General features: G+C 77.1%; 21 protein-coding genes and 1 tRNA gene. 9 read left to right on the top strand and 13 right to left on the bottom strand.

From position 1 onward, the window contains the following. Nucleotides 1–173 precede the first annotated feature (173 nt). The 3 genes from otsB to napA are packed head-to-tail and all read right to left on the bottom strand — an operon-like array spanning nucleotide 174 to nucleotide 1,965. On the bottom strand, nucleotides 174–992 hold the full coding sequence (gene otsB / locus D5H78_RS01895; protein ID WP_119948698.1) for a trehalose-phosphatase: 819 nt from the start codon (nucleotides 990–992) through the stop codon (nucleotides 174–176). Nucleotides 993–1,006: 14 nt separating this feature from the next. Then, nucleotides 1,007–1,666, bottom strand: a complete 660-nt coding sequence (locus tag D5H78_RS01890) for a LytR C-terminal domain-containing protein (RefSeq protein ID WP_119948697.1) — start codon at nucleotides 1,664–1,666, stop codon at nucleotides 1,007–1,009. A 5-nt stretch (nucleotides 1,667–1,671) separates the two neighbouring features. Further along, nucleotides 1,672–1,965, bottom strand: coding sequence for a nucleoid-associated protein NapA (gene napA / locus D5H78_RS01885; protein WP_119948696.1), 294 nt, complete (start codon nucleotides 1,963–1,965; stop codon nucleotides 1,672–1,674). 296 nt (nucleotides 1,966–2,261) lie between these two features. On the opposite strand from napA, the gene D5H78_RS01880 reads away from it, so the two are divergent. Then, nucleotides 2,262–2,465, top strand: coding sequence for a cold-shock protein (locus D5H78_RS01880; protein WP_119948695.1), 204 nt, complete (start codon nucleotides 2,262–2,264; stop codon nucleotides 2,463–2,465). Nucleotides 2,466–2,546: 81 nt separating this feature from the next. Here the strand turns inward: D5H78_RS01880 and D5H78_RS01875 are convergent, their stop codons facing one another. After that, entirely contained in the window at nucleotides 2,547–5,489 is a 2,943-nt protein-coding gene (locus D5H78_RS01875) for a PAS domain S-box protein (RefSeq protein WP_165865558.1), read from the bottom strand. Nucleotides 5,490–5,603: 114 nt separating this feature from the next. Between D5H78_RS01875 and D5H78_RS19040 the strand changes: the two genes are divergently transcribed. Further along, nucleotides 5,604–7,427, top strand: a complete 1,824-nt coding sequence (locus tag D5H78_RS19040; protein ID WP_165865557.1) for a sensor histidine kinase — start codon at nucleotides 5,604–5,606, stop codon at nucleotides 7,425–7,427. A gap of 13 nt (nucleotides 7,428–7,440) precedes the next feature. On the opposite strand, the gene D5H78_RS01860 is transcribed toward D5H78_RS19040, so the two are convergent. From D5H78_RS01860 to D5H78_RS01840, 5 genes are all read right to left on the bottom strand, one after another. Further along, the gene (locus D5H78_RS01860) at nucleotides 7,441–7,731 is read right to left on the bottom strand and encodes a hypothetical protein (RefSeq protein ID WP_133411981.1); all 291 of its coding nucleotides are present in this window, start codon (nucleotides 7,729–7,731) and stop codon (nucleotides 7,441–7,443) included. A gap of 96 nt (nucleotides 7,732–7,827) precedes the next feature. After that, nucleotides 7,828–9,273 (bottom strand): GntP family permease, encoded by a 1,446-nt coding sequence (locus D5H78_RS01855; protein WP_119948692.1) that lies wholly within the window; start codon nucleotides 9,271–9,273, stop codon nucleotides 7,828–7,830. Nucleotides 9,274–9,364: 91 nt separating this feature from the next. Further along, on the bottom strand, nucleotides 9,365–10,528 hold the full coding sequence (locus D5H78_RS01850) for a CaiB/BaiF CoA transferase family protein (RefSeq protein WP_165865556.1): 1,164 nt from the start codon (nucleotides 10,526–10,528) through the stop codon (nucleotides 9,365–9,367). Further along, complete coding sequence (locus D5H78_RS01845; protein ID WP_119948690.1) at nucleotides 10,525–11,457, bottom strand: HpcH/HpaI aldolase/citrate lyase family protein; 933 nt, start codon at nucleotides 11,455–11,457, stop codon at nucleotides 10,525–10,527. The genes D5H78_RS01850 and D5H78_RS01845 overlap by 4 nt, the downstream gene beginning before the upstream one ends. 104 nt (nucleotides 11,458–11,561) lie before the next feature. Continuing rightward, nucleotides 11,562–11,634: transfer RNA gene (locus D5H78_RS01840), tRNA-Thr, on the bottom strand. Between the two features lie 113 nt (nucleotides 11,635–11,747). On the opposite strand from D5H78_RS01840, the gene D5H78_RS01835 reads away from it, so the two are divergent. From D5H78_RS01835 to D5H78_RS01820, 4 genes are read left to right on the top strand one after another with little or no spacing between them, the layout of a single operon-like run. Beyond that, complete coding sequence (locus D5H78_RS01835; protein WP_119948689.1) at nucleotides 11,748–12,341, top strand: hypothetical protein; 594 nt, start codon at nucleotides 11,748–11,750, stop codon at nucleotides 12,339–12,341. A gap of 35 nt (nucleotides 12,342–12,376) precedes the next feature. Further along, entirely contained in the window at nucleotides 12,377–13,969 is a 1,593-nt protein-coding gene (locus D5H78_RS01830) for a sensor histidine kinase (protein WP_133411980.1), read from the top strand. Then, nucleotides 13,966–14,652 carry a response regulator transcription factor gene (locus D5H78_RS01825; RefSeq protein ID WP_119948687.1) on the top strand — a complete coding sequence of 229 codons (687 nt, stop codon included), beginning with the start codon at nucleotides 13,966–13,968 and terminating at the stop codon, nucleotides 14,650–14,652. The genes D5H78_RS01830 and D5H78_RS01825 overlap by 4 nt, the downstream gene beginning before the upstream one ends. 51 nt (nucleotides 14,653–14,703) lie before the next feature. After that, a complete protein-coding gene (locus tag D5H78_RS01820) occupies nucleotides 14,704–15,720 on the top strand; it encodes a LacI family DNA-binding transcriptional regulator (protein WP_119948686.1) in 1,017 nt (338 codons plus the stop codon). 199 nt (nucleotides 15,721–15,919) lie between these two features. On the opposite strand, the gene D5H78_RS01815 is transcribed toward D5H78_RS01820, so the two are convergent. Together D5H78_RS01815 and D5H78_RS01810 are read right to left on the bottom strand one after the other, a co-directional pair. Next, the gene (locus D5H78_RS01815; protein ID WP_119948685.1) at nucleotides 15,920–17,251 is read right to left on the bottom strand and encodes an MFS transporter; all 1,332 of its coding nucleotides are present in this window, start codon (nucleotides 17,249–17,251) and stop codon (nucleotides 15,920–15,922) included. Next, the gene (locus D5H78_RS01810; protein WP_119948684.1) at nucleotides 17,248–17,889 is read right to left on the bottom strand and encodes a GntR family transcriptional regulator; all 642 of its coding nucleotides are present in this window, start codon (nucleotides 17,887–17,889) and stop codon (nucleotides 17,248–17,250) included. Before D5H78_RS01810 ends, D5H78_RS01815 begins: the two co-directional genes overlap by 4 nt. Nucleotides 17,890–18,055: 166 nt before the next feature. Between D5H78_RS01810 and D5H78_RS01805 the strand changes: the two genes are divergently transcribed. Both D5H78_RS01805 and D5H78_RS01800 read left to right on the top strand, forming a co-directional pair. Then, nucleotides 18,056–19,162 (top strand): ABC transporter ATP-binding protein, encoded by a 1,107-nt coding sequence (locus D5H78_RS01805; protein ID WP_119948683.1) that lies wholly within the window; start codon nucleotides 18,056–18,058, stop codon nucleotides 19,160–19,162. A gap of 153 nt (nucleotides 19,163–19,315) precedes the next feature. Next, nucleotides 19,316–20,581 (top strand): DUF4032 domain-containing protein, encoded by a 1,266-nt coding sequence (locus D5H78_RS01800; RefSeq protein WP_119948682.1) that lies wholly within the window; start codon nucleotides 19,316–19,318, stop codon nucleotides 20,579–20,581. Nucleotides 20,582–20,602: 21 nt separating this feature from the next. Here the strand turns inward: D5H78_RS01800 and rlmB are convergent, their stop codons facing one another. Beyond that, complete coding sequence (rlmB, locus tag D5H78_RS01795; RefSeq protein WP_119948681.1) at nucleotides 20,603–21,613, bottom strand: 23S rRNA (guanosine(2251)-2'-O)-methyltransferase RlmB; 1,011 nt, start codon at nucleotides 21,611–21,613, stop codon at nucleotides 20,603–20,605. After that, on the bottom strand, nucleotides 21,613–23,016 hold the full coding sequence (gene cysS / locus D5H78_RS01790) for a cysteine--tRNA ligase (protein ID WP_119948680.1): 1,404 nt from the start codon (nucleotides 23,014–23,016) through the stop codon (nucleotides 21,613–21,615). The genes rlmB and cysS overlap by 1 nt, the downstream gene beginning before the upstream one ends. 61 nt (nucleotides 23,017–23,077) lie before the next feature. Here cysS and D5H78_RS01785 point away from each other — a divergent pair, with 61 nt between their 5' ends. Beyond that, nucleotides 23,078–23,377, top strand: coding sequence for a hypothetical protein (locus tag D5H78_RS01785; RefSeq protein WP_119948679.1), 300 nt, complete (start codon nucleotides 23,078–23,080; stop codon nucleotides 23,375–23,377). Nucleotides 23,378–23,665 lie beyond the last annotated feature (288 nt).

Genomic DNA, 23,665 nt, shown 5'->3' with positions numbered 1-23,665 from the left:
CGCGCCTGGGGTCCGCCATCCGCGCATGATCGCGGCGGACTCCCTCCGCGGCGATCATGCGCTGATGGCGGTGCCCAGGTGCCAGGGACGCCGTACGCGCACGATCGCGGCGAGCGGGTCGCTGCGGTGACCAGGCGGGGATGGCGGCTCCCGAGTCCCGGGGGGCGCAGGGGTCAGGGCAGGAGGGCGCGCAGGACCTGCAGGACGCCGGGGGGGCCGTCGACGACGAGGTCGGCGCGCTCGGCGAGCGCGCGCACCTCGTCGGAGCCGCTGGCGACGAGCAGGCCGGGCACGCCCTGGGCGCGCAGGGCGTCGACGGCGTCGAAGGCGGGGAGGTCGCCGAGGTCGTCGCCGCAGAAGACGACGCAGGAGGGGCGGCCGTCGAAGGGCGGGGCCTCCACGAGCGAGCGCAGCGCGGCGCCCTTGTCCACGCCCGGCGGGCGCAGTTCGAGGACGAGCCGGCCGGGCTCGACGACGAGGCCGTGCCGGGCGGCGAGGTCGCCGAGCGGGGCGCGCAGGCGCTCCAGCAGCTCCTGCGGCGCCGCGGCGCCGCGGGTGTGCACCGCGACGGCGGCGCGCTTGTCCTCCACGCGGGCGCCGTCGGCACCGAGTCCGCCCAGCAGCCCGGGCAGCTCCGCCCGCGCCGCGACGACGCCCGGCGCGGGGTCGGGCGCGCTCAGCTCGCCGCCGTGCCAGCGCTCGAGGCCGTAGTGCCCCAGGACGACGAGCCCGGGGACGTCCGCGAGCCCGCCGAGCTCGACGGCCACGGCCGCGGGGCGCCCGGTGACGACGGCGACCCGGCCGAGGACGGCCCCGAGGTCGGCGAGGGCGCCGGCCACTCCTGCGTCGGCGCGCGCCGCCGCGGGGTCGTCGACGATGGGCGCCAGGGTGCCGTCGTAGTCGCAGGCGACGAGCGCCTGCGCGGGGGCGGCGGCCAGCGCGGCCAGGGCGGTGCGCCCGGCCTCGGTCACGGGGACGGGGAGGGTGCTCACCCGCCCAGCCTGCCCTAGCGGATGTCCTCCGTGACGACCACCGTGAGGGCGTCGCGCGACAGGTTGCCGAACACCGGGCGCGTGCGGTCGGGCCCGGGCAGGTCGGCGGCGACCGCCTCGGCCTCGTCCTGCAGGCCCTCGGGGTAGTAGACCGTCGTCGACGGCACGGTGCCGCGGAAGTTGCCGGTGCCGGTCACGGCCCACCCCTCGCCGCGCAGGTCCTCCGCGAGGCTCGCGGCGAGGCCCTTGACCGACGTCTGGTTGAGCACGACGACCTCGGCGCCGCCGGCCGCCCCGCCCTCGTCCTGCGTCGCGTCCTCGGACGGCTCCTCGGACGGCTCCTCGGACGGCTCCCCGGACGGGTCCCCGGACGGCTCCCCGGACGGCTCCTCGGACGGCTCCCCCGACGGGCTCCCCGACGGCTGCTCGGACGGCTCGGCCGCAGCGGTGGCCGTCGCCGGGGGCTGCGCCGCCGGCTGCTGCTCGGACGCGGTCGTCGTCGACGGCCCGCCCCCGTCGTCCCCGGTGGTGAGCGCCACCGCACCGCCCGCGACCACCGCGGCGAGCACGACCGCCGGCACCACCGCGCGCCACGGCTCGGGCCGCGCGCGGTGCGCGCCCCGGCGGGTGCGCGCGCCGAGGCCGCCCTGCTGGTCCTCCCGCTCCTCGCCCACCGGGGTCAGAGCTCGATGCCGAGGCGGCGGGCGGAGCGGGCGCGCTGGCGGCTCGCGCGCAGCCGGCGCAGCCGCTTGACGAGCATGGGGTCGTGCGCCAGGGCCTCGGGCCGGTCGATGAGGGCGTTGAGCACCTGGTAGTAGCGGGTGGCCGACATGTCGAACAGGTCGCGGACCGCCTGCTCCTTGGCGCCGGCGTACTTCCACCACTGGCGCTCGAACGCGAGGACCTCGCGGTCCCGCTCGCTGAGCCCGGCGTCCGGGCCGCCGGTGACCGGCAGCGCGTTCGCGGCGTCCATACGGCTCCCCCTGGGTCGAGTCTGGCTGGCGCCATCGTAGGTGCGAACCACACGGGTGTCATTCCTCCTCCCGCGGCGCGCCGCGGGAGGCCGGGGGCGCGGCGCTTCCCCGTGGGCGGCGCCGGTGCTACGGTGGGCGGTGGTTGTACTAGCTACTCGTACGTTCTTCGGACGCCCGCGAGCACACCAGCGCGGGCGTCTGCTGTCTCCGGCACGGTCAGGGGCGGTCAGACGGCGGGGCAGTCGGCCCGACAGGTCCGCACGACGCGGACGACCACCGGCAAGGAGACAGGCACATGGCACAGGGCACCGTGAAGTGGTTCAACGCCGAGAAGGGCTACGGCTTCATCGAGCAGGACGGCGGCGGCGCCGACGTCTTCGTCCACTTCTCCGCGATCCAGGGCAGCGGCTACCGCTCGCTGGACGAGGCGCAGCGCGTCGAGTTCGAGGTCACGCAGGGCCAGAAGGGCCCGCAGGCGGAGAACGTCCGCGCCATCTGAGCGACCGCTCAGGAGCACCCCGACGGGGCGTCGGCAGCCACGGCTGCCGGCGCCCCGTCGCGCGTACGGGGCCCCTGCGCGTCAGGCCGGCGCCGCGACGAGCAGCGGCAGGAGCAGGGTCATGGTCGTGCCGGCGCCGGGGGCGGAGGCCACCCGGATCTCGCCGCCGTGCCGGTCCACGACGGTCTTGGCGACGCTGAGGCCGACCCCGGCGCCCTGGACCGCGCGCTCGCTGGCCCCCGCGGCGCGGAAGAAGGTCGTGAAGAGCTGGGCCCGCTCCTCCTCGGACATGCCGACGCCGGTGTCCGCGACCGCGACCCGGGCCCGCCCGCCCTCGGTGCCGGCGGTCACCGTGACCCGCCCGCCGGGCGGGGTGAACTTCAGGGCGTTGCTCAGCAGGGCCGCGAGGACCCGCTCGAGCTGGGCCTCGTCGCCGAGGACCGTCCCGACGCCCTCGTCGACGACGACGAGCTCGAGGCCGCGCTCGCGCGCGGGCAGGGCGACGTCGTCGACGACGGCCGCGACGACCGCGCCGAGGGCCACCTCGTCCTGGCGCACCTGGAAGCCGCCGGTCTCCACCCGGCTCAGCACGAGCAGGTCCTCCACGAGCGCGAGCAGGCGCTGGGCGTTGCGCCGCGCCACCTCCACCATGCGCAGGGGCTCCTGCGCCAGCGGGCCGGCCTCGCCGTCGAGGAGCACCTCGAGGTAGCCGCAGACGTTCGTCAGCGGCGTGCGCAGCTCGTGGCTCACCGTCGCCACGAAGTCCGCGCGCACCCGGTCGAGCTCGCGCAGGCGCAGCGCGACCTCGCGCTCGTGCGCCACGGCCTCGAGCAGCGCCTGCTCGGTCCGCTTGCGCTCCCGGATGTCGCGCACCGTGACCACGGCCCCCTCGGTGCGCCCGTCGCGCACGAGCGGGGCGGCGAGGTACTCCACCGGGACCGCCGCGCCGTCCGGGCGCCAGAGCACCTCGCTGTCGACCCGGCGCGCGACCCCCGTGCGGGCGGCGGCGAGCACGTGGCACTCCTCGCGGGGGTACGGCGTGCCGTCCGGGCGGCGGTGGTGGAACAGGCCGTGCGCGTCGGCGCCGACGAGCTCCTCGACGGGGCGCCCGACGAGCGCGGCGAAGGCGTGGTTCGCCGACGCCGTGCGGCCGTCGACGCCGATGGTGAAGATGCCCTCGGCCGTCGAGGCGAGCAGCGTCTCGAGGCGGTCGGCGAGGTGCAGGCGCTCGCGCTCGAGCCGGCGGGCCTCGGTGACGTCGTCGGCCACCGCGACCCAGCCGGCGGGCCGGCCCTCGGCGTCGTGCATCGCGGTCACGGTGAGCGCCACGAGGCGCCGCTCGCCGTCGGGACGGACCCACGTCCACTCCCGGGCCACGGGGCCCTCGGTGCCCGCAGCGGCGGCGAGCGCCGCAGGCCCCGGGGGCAGGCCGACCTCGCCGGCGCGCCGGCCCAGCTCCACGGCGTCGTGCACGTCGGTGAGCCGCAGCCTGCCCACGACCTCGTCGGCGCTGCGGGCGAGGATGCGCTCCGCGCCCGCGCTGAGGACGGTGACCACCCCGTCGGGGTCGGTGGCCACGACCGCCGTGCCCGTGGCCGCGTCGAGCACCGCCCGCAGCAGAGCGTGCGCGCGCCGTACGGCCCGCTCGGCGGCCCGCCGCTCGGTGACGTCGCGCGCGATGGCGGTGACGTACCCGCCGCCGTCGCCGTGCCAGGGCGCCAGGGTGGCCTCGACGAGCAGCGGCCGCCCGTCCGGGCCCGTGGCGGTCAGCTCGACCCCGGTCGCGCCGGCGCCGTCCTCGCCGAGGGCGCTCCGCAGCCCGCCGGGGAACACCTCCGCGGCCGGGCGGCCCAGCACCTCCGGGCCGCTGCGGCCCAGCAGCGCGACCGCGGCGGGGTTCCAGGAGACCACCCGGTCCTGCGCGTCCACCGTGACGACCGCGTCCAGCGAGGACGCCACCACGCTCTCCAGCTCCCGCGTCCTGGCCGCCTCCCGGCGCTCGGCGCGCTCGCGGGCCGCGGCGGAGGTGAGCACGAGCGCCCCCGAGAGCAGCGCCAGCAGCGCGCCCCCGACGACGAGCACGACCGGCGCCCACCGCTCGACCGCGGTGGCCGGCGGCAGCCCGGGCACGAGCAGCGCGTACCGCCGCCCGGCCAGGTCGAGGTCGACGCGCCGGGCGTCGCGCGGCGGGGTGCCCCCGAGCACGAGCGGATCGGCGTCGCGCAGGGCCACGGGGGCCGACGACGGGCCGAGGTCGAGCACGGCGCTGCCGCCGGCGTGCTCGGGCAGGGCCGCGCGGAGCAGGTCGCCGGCGCGGAACGCGGCGAACACGACGCCGCGGAAGGCGGCCCGGCGCTCGCCGACCGTGCCGGTCGGGGCCCCCGGCGCGTACACGGGCACGACGACGAGCAGCCCGCGCTGCTCGCCGCGCTCCTGCACGAGGCGCAGCGGGGCGGTCGCCCGCGGGGCACCGCTGTCGCGGGCGCCGAGGACGGCGGCCCGGCGGGTGGGCTCGGACAGCAGGTCGAACCCGTACGCCGCAGCGTTCCCGGCCAGCGGCTCGAGGTACGCGATGGGGGCGCCGGCCCGGCCCGCGGCCGGCGCGGGCAGGGCGGGGTAGCCCAGCCCCGACGCGGCCGCGTCCGCCCGCACCCCGCCCGCCCAGGCGGGGCCGGCGCCGGCGGGGACGTACGGCGCCGCCCCGAGCACCTTGATCCCGGGGTCGCGGGCGAGGACGTCCTGGCGCACCAGGGAGGCGTGCCAGTCGGCGCGCCGGGGCCAGCCGGTGGTCCCGACCCAGGCCGCGAGCCCGTGCAGCACCTCCTCGTGCGCGGCGACCCGCCGCTCCAGCGCGCCGGCCGACGCCTGGGCGGCCGCGCGGGAGCGCTGCTCGCGCGCGTCGTCCTGCGAGGCGCCGACGGCCACGCCGGCGAACGCCGACAGGGCGGCCAGGACCAGCGCGACGCACCCGGCGAGCGCCCAGCGGGCGCCGCGCCGGGAGCGGGGCGTACGAGGTCCTTCCACGCCCGTCCCATCGACCCCGGTCCCCGCCCGCTGAAGGAGCCGCGCGGCGCGCCACCCCTCCGGCCGTACGCGCGGGGGCTCAAGGCCCCGGTCGGCCGTGCCGAGGTCCCCGTCGTGCAGCAGTGGGCCCTCCTCGGCGCGAACGCCGTCGTGACGACGGCCTACCTCGCCATCGCCGTCGCGATCCTGCGCCCCCTCGTCGCCAGCGGGCAGCTCCGGACCAACCCGCTGGGCCTCGCCACCGGGACGATCTTCCTGTCCTGCGCCGTGGGGCACGGCCTGCACGCCCTGCACGCCGTCCACGCCGCGGCGGGCCACCCGACGGCGCCGGGCTGGCCGATGGCCGTCTGGGACGCCCTCACGGCGTGCGTCGCGCTGTTCTACCTGTCGCTGCGCCGCTCGTACGCCGAGCTCATGCGCGGCGCCCAGCTGTTCGCGGACCTCGAGGAGGAGCGGGTCCGGGCGCTCGCCGAGCAGCAGCGGGCCGCGGACCGCGAGTACCGCGCGGTGTTCGACCACGCCCCCAACGGCACCCTGCTCGTGGGCACCGACGGGCGCGTCCTGCGCGCGAACCGGGCCGCGCACGACCTGCTGGGGGTGGTGGACGGCGGTCTCGTCGGCACCCGCCCCGCCGAGAGGGGGGCGTCGCTCGAGCCCGGGCACCGCGAGCAGCGGTGGCGGCGCGCGGACGGCAGCGAGGTCCCCGTGCACGTGAGCACCTCGCTCGTGCGCGGCGACGGGCCGGCCGGCGACCACCTCGTCTGCCACGTCGTCGACCTCACCGAGCAGGCGGCGGCCCGCGCGGCGGTCGACGCGTCGGAGGCGAAGTTCCGCAGCGTCTTCGAGAGCTCGCAGCTCGGCATGGTCATCAGCTCCCCCGAGGGGCGGCTGCGCGAGGCCAACGCGGCGGCCCGGCGCCTCCTCGCGCTCGACGAGGGCCCCGACCCCGAGCACTGGTCGCAGGTCACCCACCCCGACGACGTCGCCCGCACCTCAGCCGCCATCGAGGCCGTCCTGCGCGGGGAGCGCGACGGCTACGACCTGGAGAAGCGCTTCCTGCGCCCCGACGGGCAGGTCGTCCACGTCAGCCAGTCCACGGTGCTCGTGCGCGACCCGTCCGGAGCGCCCCTGCACTTCGTCACGCAGCTGCTCGACATCACCGCCCGCGCCCGGGCCGACGCGGCGCTCGAGGACGGCGCGCGGCGCCTGCGCGCGGCGAACGACGAGCTCCGCGAGGCCGACCAGCTCAGCCGCGACCTCGTCGCGATGCTCTCCCACGACCTCGGCCAGCCGCTCAGCGCGCTGCGCGGCTACCTCGAGCTGCTCGAGGACGACGGCGACGCGATGCCGGAGCAGCTGCGCACCGCGATGCTGGCCCGGACCCGCCTGGCCGCCGACCGCGTCCGCGAGCTCGTCGACGAGGTGCTGGCCATGGCGCGCGCGGGAGCGCTGACCGCCGACGTGGAGCCGGTGCGCGCGGCGGCGGCCCTCGAGCGCGCCGCCGCCGGGGCGGTCGGGGTCCGCGTCGAGGTGCTGCCGGGCGCCGAGGCCGCGGGCACCCTCCTGGCCGACCCGAGCCAGCTCCAGCAGGTGCTGGGCAACCTCGTCGCCAACGCCGCCAAGCACGGCGGCGGCCCGGTCGAGCTGGGCGCCCGCGCCGTCCCGGGCGGCGTGGAGCTGCGGGTGCGCGACCACGGTCCCGGCGTCCCGGCCGCCTTCGTCCCGCACCTCTTCGAGCGGGGCAGCCGCGCGCCCGGCACGGCCGCCGAGGGCACCGGGCTCGGCCTGCACATCGTCCGGCGGCTCGTCGCGGCCGCGGGCGGCGAGGTCCGGTACGAGGACGCCGCCCCCGGCGCCCGCTTCGTCGTCCGCCTGCCCGCGGCGGGGGCGGACGGACCGGCCGAGCCCGCCGCTCCGGCGCTGCGCGCCTCGGCCTGACGGCCGCGGACGTTCAAGCGGAGCGCGGCGCGGGGTCGCCTGCGGCGCACCGCAGCTCGCAGGCGCCGGCGGGCCCCGGTCGCGGCCCCAGGCGCAGCTCGGGGTGCGCCTGCTGGAAGTGGTCGCGCAGCCGCTCCCCGCAGGCCGCGACGACGCCCTGCCCGCAGCAGGCCGAGGGCATCCACGCGACGGCGACGACCGGCTGGTCGGCGCAGTAGCGGCAGGTCACGGGGTGCGGGACGAAGCCCCGGCGCCGCAGCCGCCGCTCGGCCAACGCGCGGCGCAGCCCACCTCGTCCCCGCATGACGCTCCTCGTGCTCGTACCGTGCGCCCCCGACGGTAGCCGGGCCGGCGCTGCCCGCGGGGGCGAACGGCACTCCCCGCAGTGCGGGGGCGTCCGTCAGACGACGAGGCTGAGCAGGAAGATCAGCGGCAGCGAGACCACCGAGGCCAGGGACGTCACGAAGGTGAGCGCCTTGAGCGCGCCGCGGGTCGACACCCCGAGCAGGGTCTGGAACATCCAGAAGAAGTTGCTGTTCACCTGCAGCGCGAAGAGCGCGCCGGCGCCGATGGCGAGGCCGACGATCGCCGGCTCGACGTCGAGGTCGCCGAGGACCGGGCCGATGATCCCCGCGGCGGTGATCGCGGCGACGGAGATCGAGCCGATGGCCAGGTGCAGCACGGCCGCGACGAACCAGGCGAGCAGGAGCACGAGCGCGACGGGCAGGCCGGACTCGGCGGAGAACAGGTCGCCGAGCACCTGGTCCAGGCCGGTCGCGGCGATGACGGCGCCCAGCGAGCCGCCGACGCCGGTGATGAGCAGGATCTGCCCGGTCGTGCCGAAGCCCTTGGTCAGGGCCTCCTCCGTCGCCTCGCCGCCGAGCGAGCGGCGGGCGAGGACGTACGCCCCGAGGAGGCCGAGGAAGAGCGCGAGGGCGGGGTCGCCGAAGAAGGCCAGCGCGGAGGACTCGACGCCGGCGGCCGCGGCGATCGCGCCGGTCGCGATGAGCACGAGGGGCAGCAGGATCGGCAGCAGCGAGACCGCCAGCGGCGGGACCCGCCGCTCGCGGCCCCGGCCCGGTCCCGCCCCGACCACGGCGGGGCCGGCGGAGGCCGACGTGGACGGCCCCGCGGACGTCGACGCCCCCGACGCACCGACGGCCGCCGTGCCCTCGGCGCGCGCCTGGGCCTCCGCCTCGAGCAGGGCCTTGCTCTCGTGCTCGTCCTTCTCCGGCGTCCAGAAGCCGCGGCGCAGCACGAGGGCGTAGACCAGCGTCGTGAGCAGCGCCGTCAGGGGGCCGACGAGCAGGCCGTACACGAGCATCGTGCCGAGCGGCACCCCGAGCAGCCCGGCGATCGCCACCGTGCCGAGGCCGGGGACGACGAAGACGTACCCGACGAGGATGCCCGCGGTCAGCGCGCCGCCCATGAGGCCGAGGCCGTCGCGCCCGAGCTGGCGGGCGGCCCCGCGGGCCAGCGGCGCGGCGAGGACGAGCTGCACGTCGACGTAGATCGACGGGAAGACCGTCGTGAGCACGACGCTCAGCGCGTACGGCAGGCGGCGCGGGCCGAGGACGCGCAGCATGAGCTCGACCAGGCGTTGCAGCGCGCCCATGGCGAAGAGCAACGACCCCAGCAGCACGCCGAAGCCGATGAGCAGGCCGACCTCGGCCATGATCTCGCCGAACCCGCCGACGAGCTGGGCGAGCGTCTCCTCGAAGCCGAGGCCGGCGGCCAGTCCGAGGTAGAGCGAGCCGAGCACCAGCGCGATGACCGGGTCGACGCGGACCACGATGATGAGCAGGACGACCCCGAGGATCGCGACCGCCGTGTGCAGGGCCTCCACGTCGACACCCGTCCCGTCCTGTCGCTGCTGCGCTGCCCGGACCCGCGGACGCTAGTGCGGGTCGGGACGTACCGTCAAAGGTCGGGCACGGCTAGCCGGCCCCGTCCTGCGCGTCGAGCCAGGCCAGGACCTGCGCGGTGTGCTCGCCGACCGCCGGGACCGGGTCCATGCGCGCCTCGCGGTCGGACACCGTCGGCGGGCGCAGCGCCCGGACCGGGCCCGCCGGGGTGGCGACCTCGCGCCACCGGTCGCGGGCGGCCAGCTGCGGGTGGCCCAGCACCTCGGCCACGTCGCGCAGGCGGGCGTTGGCCACCCGCGCCCGCTCGAGCCGCTCGACGACCTCGTCGGCGGTCAGCCCGGCGAACGCCCGCTCGGTGGCCGCCGTGAGCTCGTCGCGGTGCGCCACCCGGTCGCTGTTCGTCGCGAAGCGGGGGTCGTCGGCGAGGTCGGGCTCCTCCAGCACCAGCGCGCAGAAGGCGCGCCACTCCCGGTCGTTCTGCACCCCGAGGAACACCTGGTGCCCGTCGCCGGCGCGGTGGGGCCCGTACGGCGCGATCGCCGCGTGGTGGGCGCCCGAGCGCGGCGGCTGCGCCCCGCCGTAGCCGGTGAAGTAGAGCGCGTAGCCCGCCCACTCGACGAGGGCGTCGAGCATCGACACCTCGACGACCTGCCCCTCCCCCGTCGTCGAGCGCTCGACGAGGGCGGCGAGGACGCCGGCGTACGCGTACATGCCCGCGGCGATGTCGGCGACCGGGATGCCGGTCTTGCTCGGCGCGTCCGGGGTGCCGGTCAGCGCGACGACCCCGGCCTCGCACTGGACCAGGAGGTCGTACGCCTTCTTGTCGCGGTAGGGGCCGCTGGTGCCGTAGCCCGAGATGCCGACCGCGACGAGCCGCGGGAACCGCTCGCGCAGGGCGGCGGCGGTCAGGCCCATGCGGTCGAGGGCGCCGGGCGCGAGGTTCTGCACGAGCACGTCGGCCCGGGCGAGGAGGCGCTCGAAGGTGCGCAGGCCGTCCTCGCTCTTGAGGTCGAGGGCGATGCTCTCCTTGCTGCGGTTGAGCCACACGAAGTGGCTGGACTGGCCGAGCACCGTGGTGTCGTAGTCGCGGGCGAAGTCGCCGCGGCCGGGGCGCTCGACCTTGATGACCCGCGCGCCGAGGTCCGCGAGGTGCCGGGTGGCGAGGGGCGCCGCGACGGCCTGCTCCACGGCGACGACGGTGAGGCCCTCCAGCGGCAGGCGCCGGCGCTCGCTCACGGCCGCTCCCCCGTCCGGTCGGCCTCGCCCGTCGCGGCGAGCAGCGCCGCCGCCGCGGCGTGCACGGGGGCGTCGACGAACTCGTCGCCGACGCGCACCGACCCGGTGCCGGCCGGGCGCGCCGCCCACGCCGCCACGACCGCGCGGGCCCGCTCCAGGTCCTCGCCGCCGCCGTACGCGGCCCGGACCACCGGGACCTGACCGGGGTGGATGGCCAGGCGCCCGCCGAAGCCGTGCCCAGCGGAGCGCCGGGAGTCCGCGGCGAGGCCGGCGTCGTCGCCGACGCGCATCCACGGGCCGTCGAGCGGCGCGGGCAGGCCCGCGGCCACCGAGTGCAGGACGAGCGCGGCGCGGGCGTGCTCCAGCGCCGGCAGCGCCGCCTCCACCGCGAGGCCGCGCTCCGCCGCGTAGTCCGCCGGGCCGAAGGCCAGCCGCAGCGGGCGGGCCGGCCGCGCCGCGAGGACCGCGGGCAGGGCCAGGACGCCGGCGGCCGTCTCCACCATCCCGAGCACGCCCGTGGTGCCGACCGGCACGCCGCGGGCCGCCTCCCATCGCGCCAGCGCCGCGTCGAGCAGGACCAGCTCCGCCGGGTCCTGCAGCTTGGGCAGGGCGACACCGCTGGTGCAGGGCCACAGCCCGGCGTCGAGGTCGAGGTCGACGACCGGGCCGGTCGCCGCGTTCACCCGCACCCACAGCGCCCGGCCCCGCGGCCGGGGGCGCAGGTGCTCGGCCACCAGGGCCCGCGCCGCGTCCTTCCCGGCGGGGTCGACGGCGTCCTCCAGGTCCACGACCACCGCGTCGGCGTCGACCGCGTCGAGCCGGGCCAGGTGCCGCTCCGCGTCGCCGCGCAGGAAGAGCGCGGCCCGCAGCGGTACGTCCGGCTGGTCCGGCTGGTCCGGCTGGGGCGCGTCCGGGGGGTCGGTGGGCACCCGCCCGACTCTGCGGCGGGCGGTCGTGCGCCGTCAAGCGCGGCGCCCGCCGCTCCTCCGGTGGGGCACGGGCCGCCGCGGCGCGCGGGCCGCGGCGGCGCGAGAGCCGGCGGGGGGACTCGAACCCCCAACCGCCCGATTACAAGTCGGGTGCGCTGCCAGTTGCGCCACGCCGGCGGGCCCTCGCGGGCGGGCGCCCAGGCTAGCCGCACCGGGACGGTCCACCGCGGATGAGAGTCCTCTCACAGGAGTCTCACGCGCGCCTCCTCCGCCTCCCGCACCCTGGGGGCATGCGTCCAGTCCTCAAGGCAGTCGCCGCCCTCGGCGCCTCGGCCGTCGCCGGCCTCGCCGTCGCCGCGGCGACGACGGGCAGCACCCCGCCGCCGGAGCTCGGGGGGCCGCTCGTCCTCGACGTCCCGACGGCCACCGCGCCCGCCACCCCCGGGGCCACCCCGGGGACGACCCCCGCCGGGCGCCCGGCGGGCCCGCCGCCGCGGCCGACGCCCGTCGTGCCCGCGCCCCGCACCGTGGACGACGACGGCGGCGAGCGCGACCGGGACGACCGCGTCGAGCCGGGCGACGACCGCGACGAGCGGGACGAGCGGGACGACCGGGACGACGACGGCGGCGCGGCGCCGGCCCGGGGCGGGTCCGGCGGGTCCGGCGCGTCCGGGGGCGCCGGCTCCTCGGGCGGGGACGACGACGACCGGGCGGAGCGGCGCGGCGACGACCGCAGCGACGACCGCAGCGACGACCGCAGCGACGACCGCGACGACCGCGACGACGACCGCGACGACAGCCGGGACGACAGCCGGGACGACGACAGCGGGGCCGGCGGGGACGACGACGGCGGGGACGACGACGGCGACGGCGACGACCGGTGAGCACCGGCACCGTCGACCGGGGCGAGGATGGGCGCGTGGCGGTGAGCGGCACGGGCGGACGCCCCGCGGACCCGGGGGCGCCGACGCGCGAGCAGCCCTCCCTGCCCCCGCGGCCGGCCGCCCCGCCGGCCGGCACCCCCACCGGCCGTACCCGCCGCACCCCGGCGGCGGAGCCCGCCCCGGGGGGCCTGCGGCGGCTGCGCGGCACCTTCACCGTCCGCACCCGGATCCTGACCTGGGTCGTGGTCCTCAGCGCGCTCGGGCTCGGCGGGGCCGGCGCGACGGCGTACCTCGTCGAGACCGCCCGCATCGACCGCGGCACCGACGAGGCGATCAGCCAGGAGGTCGAGGAGTTCCGCGGCCTGCAGGAGACCGGGGTGGACCCGCAGACCGGCGAGGCCTTCACCTCGCTGACCCGCCTGCTGACCGTGGCGCTGCAGCGCAACGTCCCGGACCAGCACGAGCGCATCGTCGGCTTCGTCGGCGGCGCCCCCGTGGTGTTCACCCCGGGGCGGGACGAGCTGCCGCTGGAGACCGAGCCGGCGTTCATCGCGGCGGTGAACGGGGTGGACGGCGCCGCCTTCCGCACCGTCGAGGTGCAGGGCGAGGAGATCCGCTTCGCCGCCCTCGAGGTGCGCCGCGGCGCCGAGGCGGGGCACTACGTGGTCGCGAGCTTCATCGACCGCGAGCACGCGGAGTTCATCCCGGCCGTGCGGGCGTACGCGGTCACCGCCGTGGTCGCCCTGGCCCTGGTCGCCGCCGCCGGCTGGCTCGTGGCCGGGCGGCTGCTGTCACCGCTGCGCGCGCTGCGGCGCACCGCGCAGCGCATCAGCGACGACGACCTGTCGCAGCGCATCGCCGTGCGCGGCGCCGACGACGTGTCCGAGCTCGCGCGCACGTTCAACGCGATGCTCGACCGGCTGGAGAGCGCCTTCACCACGCAGCGCGAGTTCATCGACGACGCGGGCCACGAGCTGCGCACCCCCCTGACCATCCTGCGGGGCCAGCTCGAGCTCCTGGACCCGGACGACCCGCGCGACGTCGCGGAGACGCGCGACCTGCTCGTCGACGAGGTCGACCGGATGAGCCGGCTCGTCGAGGAGCTGCTGCTGCTCGCCAAGGCCGAGCGCCCGGACTTCCTGCGCCCCGAGCGCGTCGACCTCGGCGAGCTCGTCGAGGACGTCGTGGACAAGGCGCGCGCCCTGGGCCCGCGCACCTGGCTCGTGGACGCGCGGCCCGAGGCCGTCGTCCTCGCCGACCGCCAGCGGCTCACCCAGGCGCTCGTGCAGCTCGCGCAGAACGCGGTGAAGTACTCGGAGGAGGGCGCCACGGTGGCGGTCGGCGCCGCCGTCGACGGGCCCGTGGCGCGGCTGTGGGTCCGCGACACCGGCCGGGGGCTCGACCAGGCCGAGGCCGACCGGGTCTTCGAGCGCTTCGTCCGCGGCGGCAGCTCGACCCGTACGGAGGGCTCGGGCCTCGGCCTGGCCATCGTCTCCGCCATCGCCGCCGCGCACGGCGGCCGCGCGAGCATGCGCAGCGGCGTCGGCCTCGGGGCCGTCGTCGAGCTCGAGATCCCGGTGGACCGGCGCGTGCCGGTGCACCTCGACGACCAGGGAGGGCGTCCGTGAACCGCATCCTCATCGCCGAGGACGAGGAGCGCATCGCGATGTTCGTGGCCAAGGGGCTGCGGGCGAACGGGTTCACGGTCAGCGTGGTCGGCGACGGCCCCTCCGCGGTCGACCACGCGCTCACCGGCGAGTTCGACCTGCTCGTGCTCGACGTGGGCCTGCCCGGGTGCGACGGCTTCGAGGTCCTGTCGCGCGTCCGCGGGTCCGGCAGCCGGATCCCCGTCGTCATCCTCACCGCGCGCGACTCGGTCACCGACACCGTCGCGGGGCTCGAGGGCGGGGCGGACGACTACGTGCCCAAGCCCTTCCGCTTCGAGGAGCTGCTCGCGCGCATCCGGCTGCGGCTGCGCGCCACCGGGGGCACGTCGGAGACGACGGTCCTCGCGCACGGCGGCATCACGCTGGACCTGCGCACCCGCCGGGCGGCGGTGGGGGGCCGTACGGTCGACCTGACGGCGCGCGAGTTCCTCCTGCTGGAGACCTTCCTGCGCAACCCCGACCAGGTCCTGAGCCGCGAGCAGCTCCTCTCGCACGTCTGGGGCTACGACTTCGACCCCGGCTCCAACGTCGTGGACGTCTACGTGCGCTACCTGCGCCGCAAGCTGGGGGCCGAGCGCATCGCGACGGTGCGCGGCATGGGCTACCGGCTCAGCGCCCCGGCGCCGCGGCCGGCCCCCGCCTGAGGCGCTTGCAAGCACCACCACAAGCCGCTGCAAGACGTTACAGTCCCGCCCATGGCAGCCCGGCTCTACGACATCGCCGTCCAGGCGGGGGTCTCCGAGGCCACGGTCAGCCGCGTCCTCAACGGCAAGCCCGGGGTCGCCGCGCACACCCGCAAGGCCGTGCTCACCGCCCTCGACGTCCTCGGGTACGAGCGCCCCAGCAAGCTGCGCGAGCGCAGCGCGGGCCTCGTCGGGCTCGTCGTCCCGGAGCTGGAGAACCCGATCTTCCCGGCGTTCGCCCAGGTCATCGAGAACGGGCTGGCCCAGCGCGGCTACACGCCGGTCCTGTGCACGCACATGCCCGGCGGGGTCACCGAGGACGAGTACGTCGACATGCTCCTCGAGCGCGGCGTCGCCGGGATCATCTTCGTCAGCGGCTGGCACGCGGACACCCTCGCCAGCCACGAGCGCTACCACCGGCTCCGCGAGCGCGGGCTGCCCGTCGTGCTCGTCAACGGCTACGCCGAGGGCATCGACGCGCCGTTCGTCTCCAACGACGACGTGGTGTCGATGGACCTCGCCGTGTCGCACCTCGCGTCGCTGGGGCACCGGCGGATCGGGCTGGCCGTGGGCCCGGAGCGCTTCGTGCCGGTGGTGCGCAAGGTGCGCGGGTTCCGCGCGGCGGTCGCGCAGGTGCCGGGCGCGCAGGCCCACGTGGAGTACAGCCTCTTCTCCGTCGAGGGCGGGCAGGCCGCCGCCGAGCGCCTGCTCGACCTCGGCTGCACCGCCGTCGCCTGCGGCTCGGACCTCATGGCGCTCGGCGCGGTACGGGCGGTGCGCGGGCGCGGCCTCGAGGTGCCGGTCCACGTGTCGGTCGTCGGCTACGACGACAGCATGCTCATCGCCTTCACCGACCCGCCGCTGACGACCGTGCGCCAGGCCGTCGCCGCCATGGGCACCGCGGCGGTCCGCGCCCTCATCGACGAGATCGGCGGCACCCCGGCGCCGCGGGCGGAGTTCATGTTCCGCCCCGAGCTGGTCGTCCGCGGCTCGACCGGGCCCGCCCCGGGCGTGCGGCCCGCGCGCTGAGGGCCCGCGGCGGCGTGAGCCCGGCGCGCTGCACCACCGCCGCCGGGCGGGCGATCACCGCCGGGCGGCTGCATGATCACGGCCGAGGGGCTGCACGATCACGGCCGAGCAGCTGCATGACCACGGCCGGGGAGCTGCATGATCACGGCCGAGGGGCTGCATGATCACGGCGGGGGGTGCGGGGTCGCCGCCGGAGGGCTCAGGGCAGGGCGGACGTGATGGGGACGGGCTCGCCGCGGCGCAGGGCGGCGTACCGGTCGGGGTCGGCGGCGGCGAGGCGGCGGCGGACCTGGCGGCGGTAGCGCAGGACCTGGGCGGCGCCGAGGGCCCAGACGGCGTACTGGACGAGGAACGCCCAGCGGAACGCCTCGAGGGAGTAGCCGGTGCCGGTCGCGCCCGCGTCGACGGCGTCGAGGACGAGCCCGACGGCGAGCACCGTGCAGAGGCTGGCGACGAACCCCCCGACGTTGACGATGCCGGTGGCGCTGCCGAGGCGGGCCGCCGGGTTCGCCGTGCGGGCGAAGTCGAAGCCGATCATCGACGCGGGGCCGCCGACGGCCATGGTCACCACGAGGACGACGAGCAGCCAGACCGGCGCCGGGCCGGGCAGGGCGAGCACGGCGGCCCAGGCGGTGGCGCTCGCCGCCACGGTGCCCAGCGCCAGGGTCGAGCGGTGGAACGGGTGCGCGCCGACGAGGTGGCCGAGCACCGGGCCGGAAGCGACGCTGACCAGGGTCAGCACGGTGAGCAGGGCACCCGCGGCGCCGGCCGAGAGGCCCTGGCCCGACACGAGGAACGGGTAGCCCCAGAGCAGCACGAAGACGGTGCTGGAGAACTGCGTGACGAAGTGCGTCCACAGCCCGAGCCGGGTGCCCGGCTCCTGCCAGGCGTGCCGCAGCAGGTCGACGACGTCGCGCACCCCGACGGCGGGCACCACCCGCACCCGCCCCGGCGGGACGTCGCGCAGCACGACGGCCACGAGCACGAGCACCACCGCGCCGATGCCCGCGACCCAGAGGAACGCCGAGCGCCAGCCCGCGCCGTGCAGCACGGCGACGAGCGGCACGGCGGAGAGCACCTGGCCGAGCTGGCCGAGCGCGCCGGTGAGCTGGGTGAACAGGGGCGTGCGCCGGGGCGGGAACCAGGCGACGACGAGCCGCAGGACGCTGATGAAGGTCAGGGCGTCGCCGAGCCCGACGAGGACGCGCGCCGCGACGGCCTGCGCGAAGCCGTCCGCGAGGGCCATCGCGACCTGGCCGCCGGCCATGAGCGCCGCGCCCGTGACGAGCAGGCGCCGGGAGCCGAAGCGGTCGAGCAGCACGCCGGCCGGGACCTGCATCGAGGCGTACACGGCCAGCTGCAGCACGGTCAGCAGCGACAGGGTGGCGGCGCTGATCCCGAACCGCTCCGAGGCCTCGAGCCCGGCGACGCCGAGGGAGCTGCGGTGCAGGACCGCGACGAGGTACGCGAGCAGGCCCGTCCCCCAGACGAGCAGCGCGCCGCGGGGGGCGCGCTCGTCGCGGGCGCTCACCGGCTGCGCCGCAGGTTGTCCGCCGCGGACTCGACGTGGTGCCGCACGAGCTCCTCGAACACGTGCGGGTCGTCGCCGCGCAGCGCCGCCAGCAGGGCGTCGTGCTCCTCCACCACCCGGTCCATGCGCTCGGGCGAGGCGTGCACCGCGGCCTCGCCGAGCACCGTCTGCCGGTCGCGCAGGGAGTCGTAGAGCCGGGTGAAGACCGCGTTGCCGGCCGCCTCGACGACCGCGGCGTGGAAGGCGCGGTCCTGCTCGGACAGCGCGCGGGCGTCGCCGGCCGCCCGGTGGGCGCGCATCCGCTCCAGCAGCTCCTCCAGGCGCGGCAGCAGCGCGCCGCGGCGCTCCCAGGCGCGGCGCGCGCAGAAGCCCTCGACGACCTCGCGGGCCTCGAACAGGTCGTCGGCCTCCTCGGCGCTCACCGCGAGGACCAGGGCGCCGCGCTTGGGGTAGAGCCGCAGCATCCCCTGCGCCTCGAGCCGCAGCAGCGCCTCGCGCACGGGGGTGCGGGAGACGCCGACCGCCTCGGCGACCTCGCCCTCGGTGAGCAGGTGCCCCCCGGCGTAGTCGCGGTCGAGGATGGCGCGGCGCACGTGCTCGTACACCCGGTCGGCTGCCGGTGCCTGTGCTGTACCCATGATGCATCCATGCTAGCCGACGCCCGCCCGGGGCCCGCCCAGGTCACGATCGGGTGACATGCAGGTGACCGCGGATGTGCCGCGACCCCCTGGAAGCCCTAGGGTGCGCGTGACCACCCTCACTCGGATCGTCCGGCACGTTCCTGCCGGTGAGAGGACACACCCCATGGCACCCGTGACCTTCGACAAGGCCACCCGCATCTACCCCGGCGCGGAGCGCCCCGCGGTGGACGCGCTCGACCTCCAGATCGCCGACGGCGAGTTCCTCGTCCTCGTCGGCCCCTCCGGCTGCGGCAAGTCGACCTCCCTGCGCATGCTCGCGGGCCTCGAGGACGTCAACGCCGGCGCCATCCGCATCGGCGAGCGCGACGTCACCGACCTCCCGCCCAAGGAGCGGGACATCGCCATGGTGTTCCAGAACTACGCGCTCTACCCGCACATGAGCGTCGCCGAGAACATGGGCTTCGCCCTGAAGATCGCCGGCGTGGGCAAGGAGGAGCGCGAGCGCCGCGTCCGCGAGGCGGCCAAGCTGCTCGACCTCGAGCAGTACCTCGAGCGCAAGCCCAAGGCCCTCTCCGGCGGCCAGCGCCAGCGCGTGGCCATGGGCCGCGCCATCGTCCGCGAGCCGCAGGTCTTCCTCATGGACGAGCCGCTGTCCAACCTCGACGCGAAGCTGCGCGTGCAGACCCGCACCCAGATCGCCTCGCTGCAGCGCCGCCTCGGCGTCACGACGGTCTACGTCACCCACGACCAGGTCGAGGCCATGACCATGGGCGACCGGGTGGCCGTGCTCAAGGACGGCGTCCTGCAGCAGGTCGACACCCCCCGCGCCATGTACGACCGCCCGAACAACGTCTTCGTCGCCGGCTTCATCGGCTCCCCGGCGATGAACATCGCGGACTTCGAGCTGCGCGACGGCGGCGCCACGGTCGGCAACGTGACCGTCCCGCTGCAGCGGTCGACGTACGAGGCGGCGCAGGCCGACGGCACCGGTCACGTCACCCTGGGCTTCCGCCCGGAGTCGGTCGAGCTGGTGGGCGAGGGCCAGGGCTTCCCGGTGCTCGTCAACCTCGTCGAGGAGCTCGGCTCCGACGCGATCCTCTACGGCAGCATCGAGAACCCGGCCGCCGCCTCGGCGCTCGCCTCGAGCGACATCGCCGCGCGCGTCGACCCGCGCCGCCCCCCGATGAAGGGCGAGAAGGTCTACCTGCGCATCCGCCAGGGCGAGGAGCACGCCTTCTCCACCAAGACCGGCCAGCGCCTGCCGGCCTGACCCTCCCGCGCCGGCCCGGCCGGCGCCGAGGGCGGGGGACGCTCCCCCGCCGCACGCACGGGGCGCCCGCGCCGGTCGACGAGACCGGCCCGGGCGCCTCGCGCGTACGCCCCCGCCGCACGTGCCCGCCGCCGCGCACGATGGGATGGCCCCGTGGCCCTGCAGTTCTCGACGTCCGGCCGGATCTCCCCGGCGCTGCTCGACCTGCCCTGGACGCTGCCGCTCGAGGAGTGGCCGGACGAGCACCTCGTCGCCCTGCCGCGCGGCATCAGCCGGCACACCGTGCGCTTCATCCGGGTCGACGGCGAGGTGCTCGCGCTCAAGGAGATCGCCGCCCGCCCCGCGGAGAACGAGTACCGGCTGCTGCGCCAGCTCGACCGGCTCGCCGTGCCCGCCGTCAAGGGGCTCGGGATCGTCGGCGGGCGGGTGACCCGCACGGGGGAGCCGCTCGACGTCATCCTCATGACGCGGCACCTGCAGTTCTCGCTGCCCTACCGCGCGCTCTTCTCGCGCACCCTGCGCCCCGACACCGCCGTGCGCCTCGTCGACGCGCTCACCGCGCTGCTGGTGCGCCTGCACCTGGCGGGCTTCTACTGGGGCGACTGCTCGCTGTCCAACGTGCTGTTCCGCCGCGACGCGGGCGCCTTCGCGGCGTACCTCGTCGACGCCGAGACCGGCGAGCTGCACGAGCGGCTCTCGGACGGGCAGCGGGCGTACGACCTCGACACCGCGCGCACGAACATCATCGGCGAGCTCTTCGACCTCGAGGCCGGCGAGCTGCTCCACGAGTCGGTCGACGCGTTCGAGCTGGGCGCGTCGCTGGAGACCCGGTACGGCCAGCTGTGGTCCGAGCTCACCGAGCCCGAGGTCTTCGAGACCGGCGAGCGCTACCGCATCGAGGCGCGGATCCGCCGGCTCAACGACCTCGGCTTCGACGTCGCCGAGCTCGACATCGCCACCGACTTCGACGGCCAGTCCGTGCAGATCCAGCCCAAGGTCGTCGACGCGGGCCACCACACCCGGCGGCTGCTGCGGCTCACCGGCCTCGACGTCGAGGAGAACCAGGCGCGGCGCCTGCTCAACGACCTCGACGCCTACCGCGCGGCGACCAACCAGCAGCGCGAAGACGAGGAGATCGTCGCCCACGAGTGGCTGAGCAACGTCTTCGAGCCGACGGTGCGGGCGGTGCCGCGCGAGCTGTCCGCCAAGCTCGAGCCCGCCGAGATCTTCCACGAGATCCTCGAGCACCGCTGGTTCCTGTCCGAGCGCGCCGGGCGCGACATCGGGCTCGCCGCGGCCCGGCGGTCGTACCTCGACGAGGTGCTGCGCACCAAGCCCGACGAGCGCGCGGTGCTCGGCGCCCGGGTCGGCACGGCGATGGAGGACACCGCCGAGATGCGCATCACCTGGGAGGACTGAGCGGCCGGTGCCGCCCGGGCCTCAGCCCCGGGCGGCGCGGCGGCGGCGCGACACCTCGTAGAGCGCGACGCCGGCGGCCACGCCCGCGTTGAGCGACTCGGTGCCGCGGTCCATGGGGATGCGCGCGACGAGGTCGCACGTCTCCTTGACCAGCCGGGACAGGCCCGCGCCCTCGCCCCCGACCACGAGCACCAGCGGCTCGGTGGCGATCTCGAGCTCGTCCAGCTCCACCTCGCCGTCGGCGTCGAGGCCGACGACGAAGAGCCCGCGCTCCTTGTAGTCCTGCAGCGCGCGGGTGAGGTTGGTGGCGCGGGCGACGGGGGTGCGCGCGGCCGTGCCCGCCGAGGTCTTCCAGGCCGCCGCGGTCATCCCGGCGGCGCGCCGCTCGGGCACCACGACGCCGGCGCCGCCGAAGGCGCTCGTCGAGCGGACGACGGCCCCGAGGTTGCGCGGGTCGGTGACGCCGTCGAGCGCCACGACGAGCGGCGCGCCCGCGGTGTCGTCGCGCAGGAGGTCCTGCGGCTCGGCGTAGTCGTACGGCGGCACCTGCAGGGCCACGCCCTGGTGCACCGCGCCGTCGGTGATGCGGTCGAGGTCGGTGCGCGTGCCCTCGAGGATCGCGACGCCCGCCTGGTTCGCCCGCTTGAGCGCCTCGCGCACGCGGTCGTCGGAGTCCAGGCCGGTCGCGACGAAGAGCGTGCTCGCCGGGACCCCCGCGCGCAGCGCCTCGACGACGCTGTTGCGCCCCGCCACGACCTCGGAGGACTCCTTGCCCCGCGGGCCGCCGGTGCGCCGCGGGCCGCTCGGGCGCTGCCCGCCGCCCTGGCCCCCCTGGCCGCCCTGGCCGCTGGCCGCCCGGCGCGCGACCGCGGCCGCCTTGCGCGCGGCCGGGTGGCCGGTGCGCTCCTCCGCCTTCGGCGTCGGCCCGCGGCCCTTGAGCGCGCGGCGGCGCTGGCCGCCGGAACCGACGACCGCGCCCTTCTTCGAGCCCGGGTTGCGCTTCGCGCCCCGGCGCTGGCTGTTGCCCGCCATCAGGCGTCCCCCTCCAGGGACCAGCGGGTACCCCCGCCGGCCACGTCCTCCAGCACGACGCCGGCCTCGCCGAGCCGCGCCCGGATGGCGTCGGCCGTCGCGTAGTCCTTGCGGGCGCGCGCCTGCGCCCGCTGCTCCACCGCCACCGCCACGAGGGCGTCCACCGCGCGGCGCAGCCGCTCGTCCTGGCCGCTGCCCGCGTCGGGCAGGTCCAGGCCCAGCACCGACACCATGGCGTGCACCGCGCCGCGCAGCGTCGCGAGCTCGTCGCGCTCGCCGCCCTCGGCGAGCAGCTTGTTGCCCGTGCGGACGCTGTCGTGCAGCACGGCGAGCGCCTGCGGCACCGCGAGGTCGTCGTCCATCGCCGCCGTGAAGGCGTCCGGCAGCCAGTCCCCGGTCGTCTCCGGCGGGGCCTCGCGCAGCGCCTCGCCGGCCCGGCGCAGGAAGCCCTCGACCCGCTGCCAGGCGGTGGCCGCCTCGCGCAGCGCCTCCTCGGAGTACTCCACCGTCGAGCGGTAGTGCGCGGCACCGAGGTAGTAGCGCAGCTCGACCGGGCGCACGCGGCGCACCATCTCGGCGACGAGCAGCGAGTTGCCGAGCGACTTGCTCATCTTCTCGCCGGACATCGTCACCCAGGCGTTGTGCATCCAGTACCGGGCGAACTCCCCGCCGGCGGCCCGGGACTGCGCGATCTCGTTCTCGTGGTGCGGGAAGACCAGGTCCAGCCCGCCGCCGTGGATGTCGAACACCGGGCCGAGGTAGCGCTCGGCCATCGCCGAGCACTCCAGGTGCCAGCCGGGCCGGCCGGGGCCCCACGGGGTCTCCCAGGAGGGCTCGCCGGGCTTGGCGCCCTTCCACAGCGCGAAGTCGCGCGGGTCGCGCTTGAGGGAGGACGCGCTGTCCTCCGCGGCGCGCATGTCGTCGGGCGACTGGCCCGACAGCTCGCCGTACGCCGGCCAGGACCGCACGTCGAAGTAGACGTCGCCGCCCGCGGCGTACGCGTGCCCGCGCTCGATGAGCCGGTGCATGAGCCCGACCATCTCCGTGACGTGGCCGGTCGCCCGCGGCTCGACCGTGGGCGGCAGGCAGCCGAGGGCGTCGTACGCCGCGGTGAAGGCGCGCTCGTTGCGCGCGGCCACGCGCCAGAAGGGCACGCCCTCGCCCGCCCCGCGGGCGATGATCTTGTCGTCGACGTCGGTCACGTTGCGCACGAAGGTGACCTCGTGCCCGCGGTGCTCGAGCCACCGGCGCAGCAGGTCGAAGGCGAGCCCGCTGCGCACGTGCCCGATGTGGGGCGGGGCCTGCACGGTCGCACCGCAGAGGTAGATGCCGACCTGGCCGGGGACGAGCGGCTCGAAGTCGCGGACCGCGCGGGTGGCGGTGTCGTACAGGCGCAGGCTCACCGGGCCAGGGTAGCCGCCAGTCCTTGCCCCCTATCCCTAGTGGGGTGCTAGGGTACGGCGCGTGGACCCGACCTCCTTCCCCGGCGCCCTGCTGGCCACCGCGGCGGCGCTCCTCCTGTGGGCCGCCGCGAGCGGCGGGCTGCTCGTCGGCGGCGTCGAGCTGCTGCGCCGCGCCGGGGCCCGACGGGCCGGGCGCCGCGCCGCCGAGGCGGCCGAGCGCGAGGAGCGGCTGGCCGCCGACGCCCTCCTCACCCACCTCCGGCTCGTCGCCGCGGGCCTCACCGACCCCGGCGCCCCCGTGCCCGGCGCCCGCACCCACCTCGACCCCCGCCTCGGCGCTCGCTCCGGCCGCGCCGCCTGACGCCGGCACCCGCCGCGACCGTGCGCGGGGTGCGCCCCGCGACCCCGGAGCCACGACCCGCCGCGACCCTGCGCGGAGGGCACGCCCGGCGGCCCTGCTCTTGAGCGACCGCCCGGCGCGCTCGTGGCCCCATGGCTCGCCCAGCGCCCTGCCCGCCAGCGACCACCCGCCGCGATCATGCGGGGATGGCGCGCCAGGGGGATCCCGGCGGGCGCCTGGCGCGGGGAGGCGACGACCCCGCGCCGACCGCGCACGATCGCGGCAGTCGTGCCGTGCTGCGTCGAGCAG

The organism is Vallicoccus soli, assembly GCF_003594885.1.
Classification (GTDB): Bacteria; Actinomycetota; Actinomycetes; order Motilibacterales; family Motilibacteraceae; genus Vallicoccus; species Vallicoccus soli.
This window is presented reverse-complemented; position numbering and strand designations above follow the sequence as displayed.

What these genes read in the sequence shown, in the direction of transcription:
- napA (WP_119948696.1), bottom strand. Translation starts at nt 1,965, where the DNA reads ATGGACGCCGCGAACGCGCTGCCGGTCACCGGCGGCCCGGACGCCGGG.
- D5H78_RS01810 (WP_119948684.1), bottom strand. Translation starts at nt 17,889, where the DNA reads ATGGGTACAGCACAGGCACCGGCAGCCGACCGGGTGTACGAGCACGTG.
- D5H78_RS01805 (WP_119948683.1), top strand. Translation starts at nt 18,056, where the DNA reads ATGGCACCCGTGACCTTCGACAAGGCCACCCGCATCTACCCCGGCGCG.
- rlmB (WP_119948681.1), bottom strand. Translation starts at nt 21,613, where the DNA reads ATGGCGGGCAACAGCCAGCGCCGGGGCGCGAAGCGCAACCCGGGCTCG.
- D5H78_RS01860 (WP_133411981.1), bottom strand. Translation starts at nt 7,731, where the DNA reads ATGCGGGGACGAGGTGGGCTGCGCCGCGCGTTGGCCGAGCGGCGGCTG.
- D5H78_RS01880 (WP_119948695.1), top strand. Translation starts at nt 2,262, where the DNA reads ATGGCACAGGGCACCGTGAAGTGGTTCAACGCCGAGAAGGGCTACGGC.
- D5H78_RS01820 (WP_119948686.1), top strand. Translation starts at nt 14,704, where the DNA reads ATGGCAGCCCGGCTCTACGACATCGCCGTCCAGGCGGGGGTCTCCGAG.
- D5H78_RS01835 (WP_119948689.1), top strand. Translation starts at nt 11,748, where the DNA reads ATGCGTCCAGTCCTCAAGGCAGTCGCCGCCCTCGGCGCCTCGGCCGTC.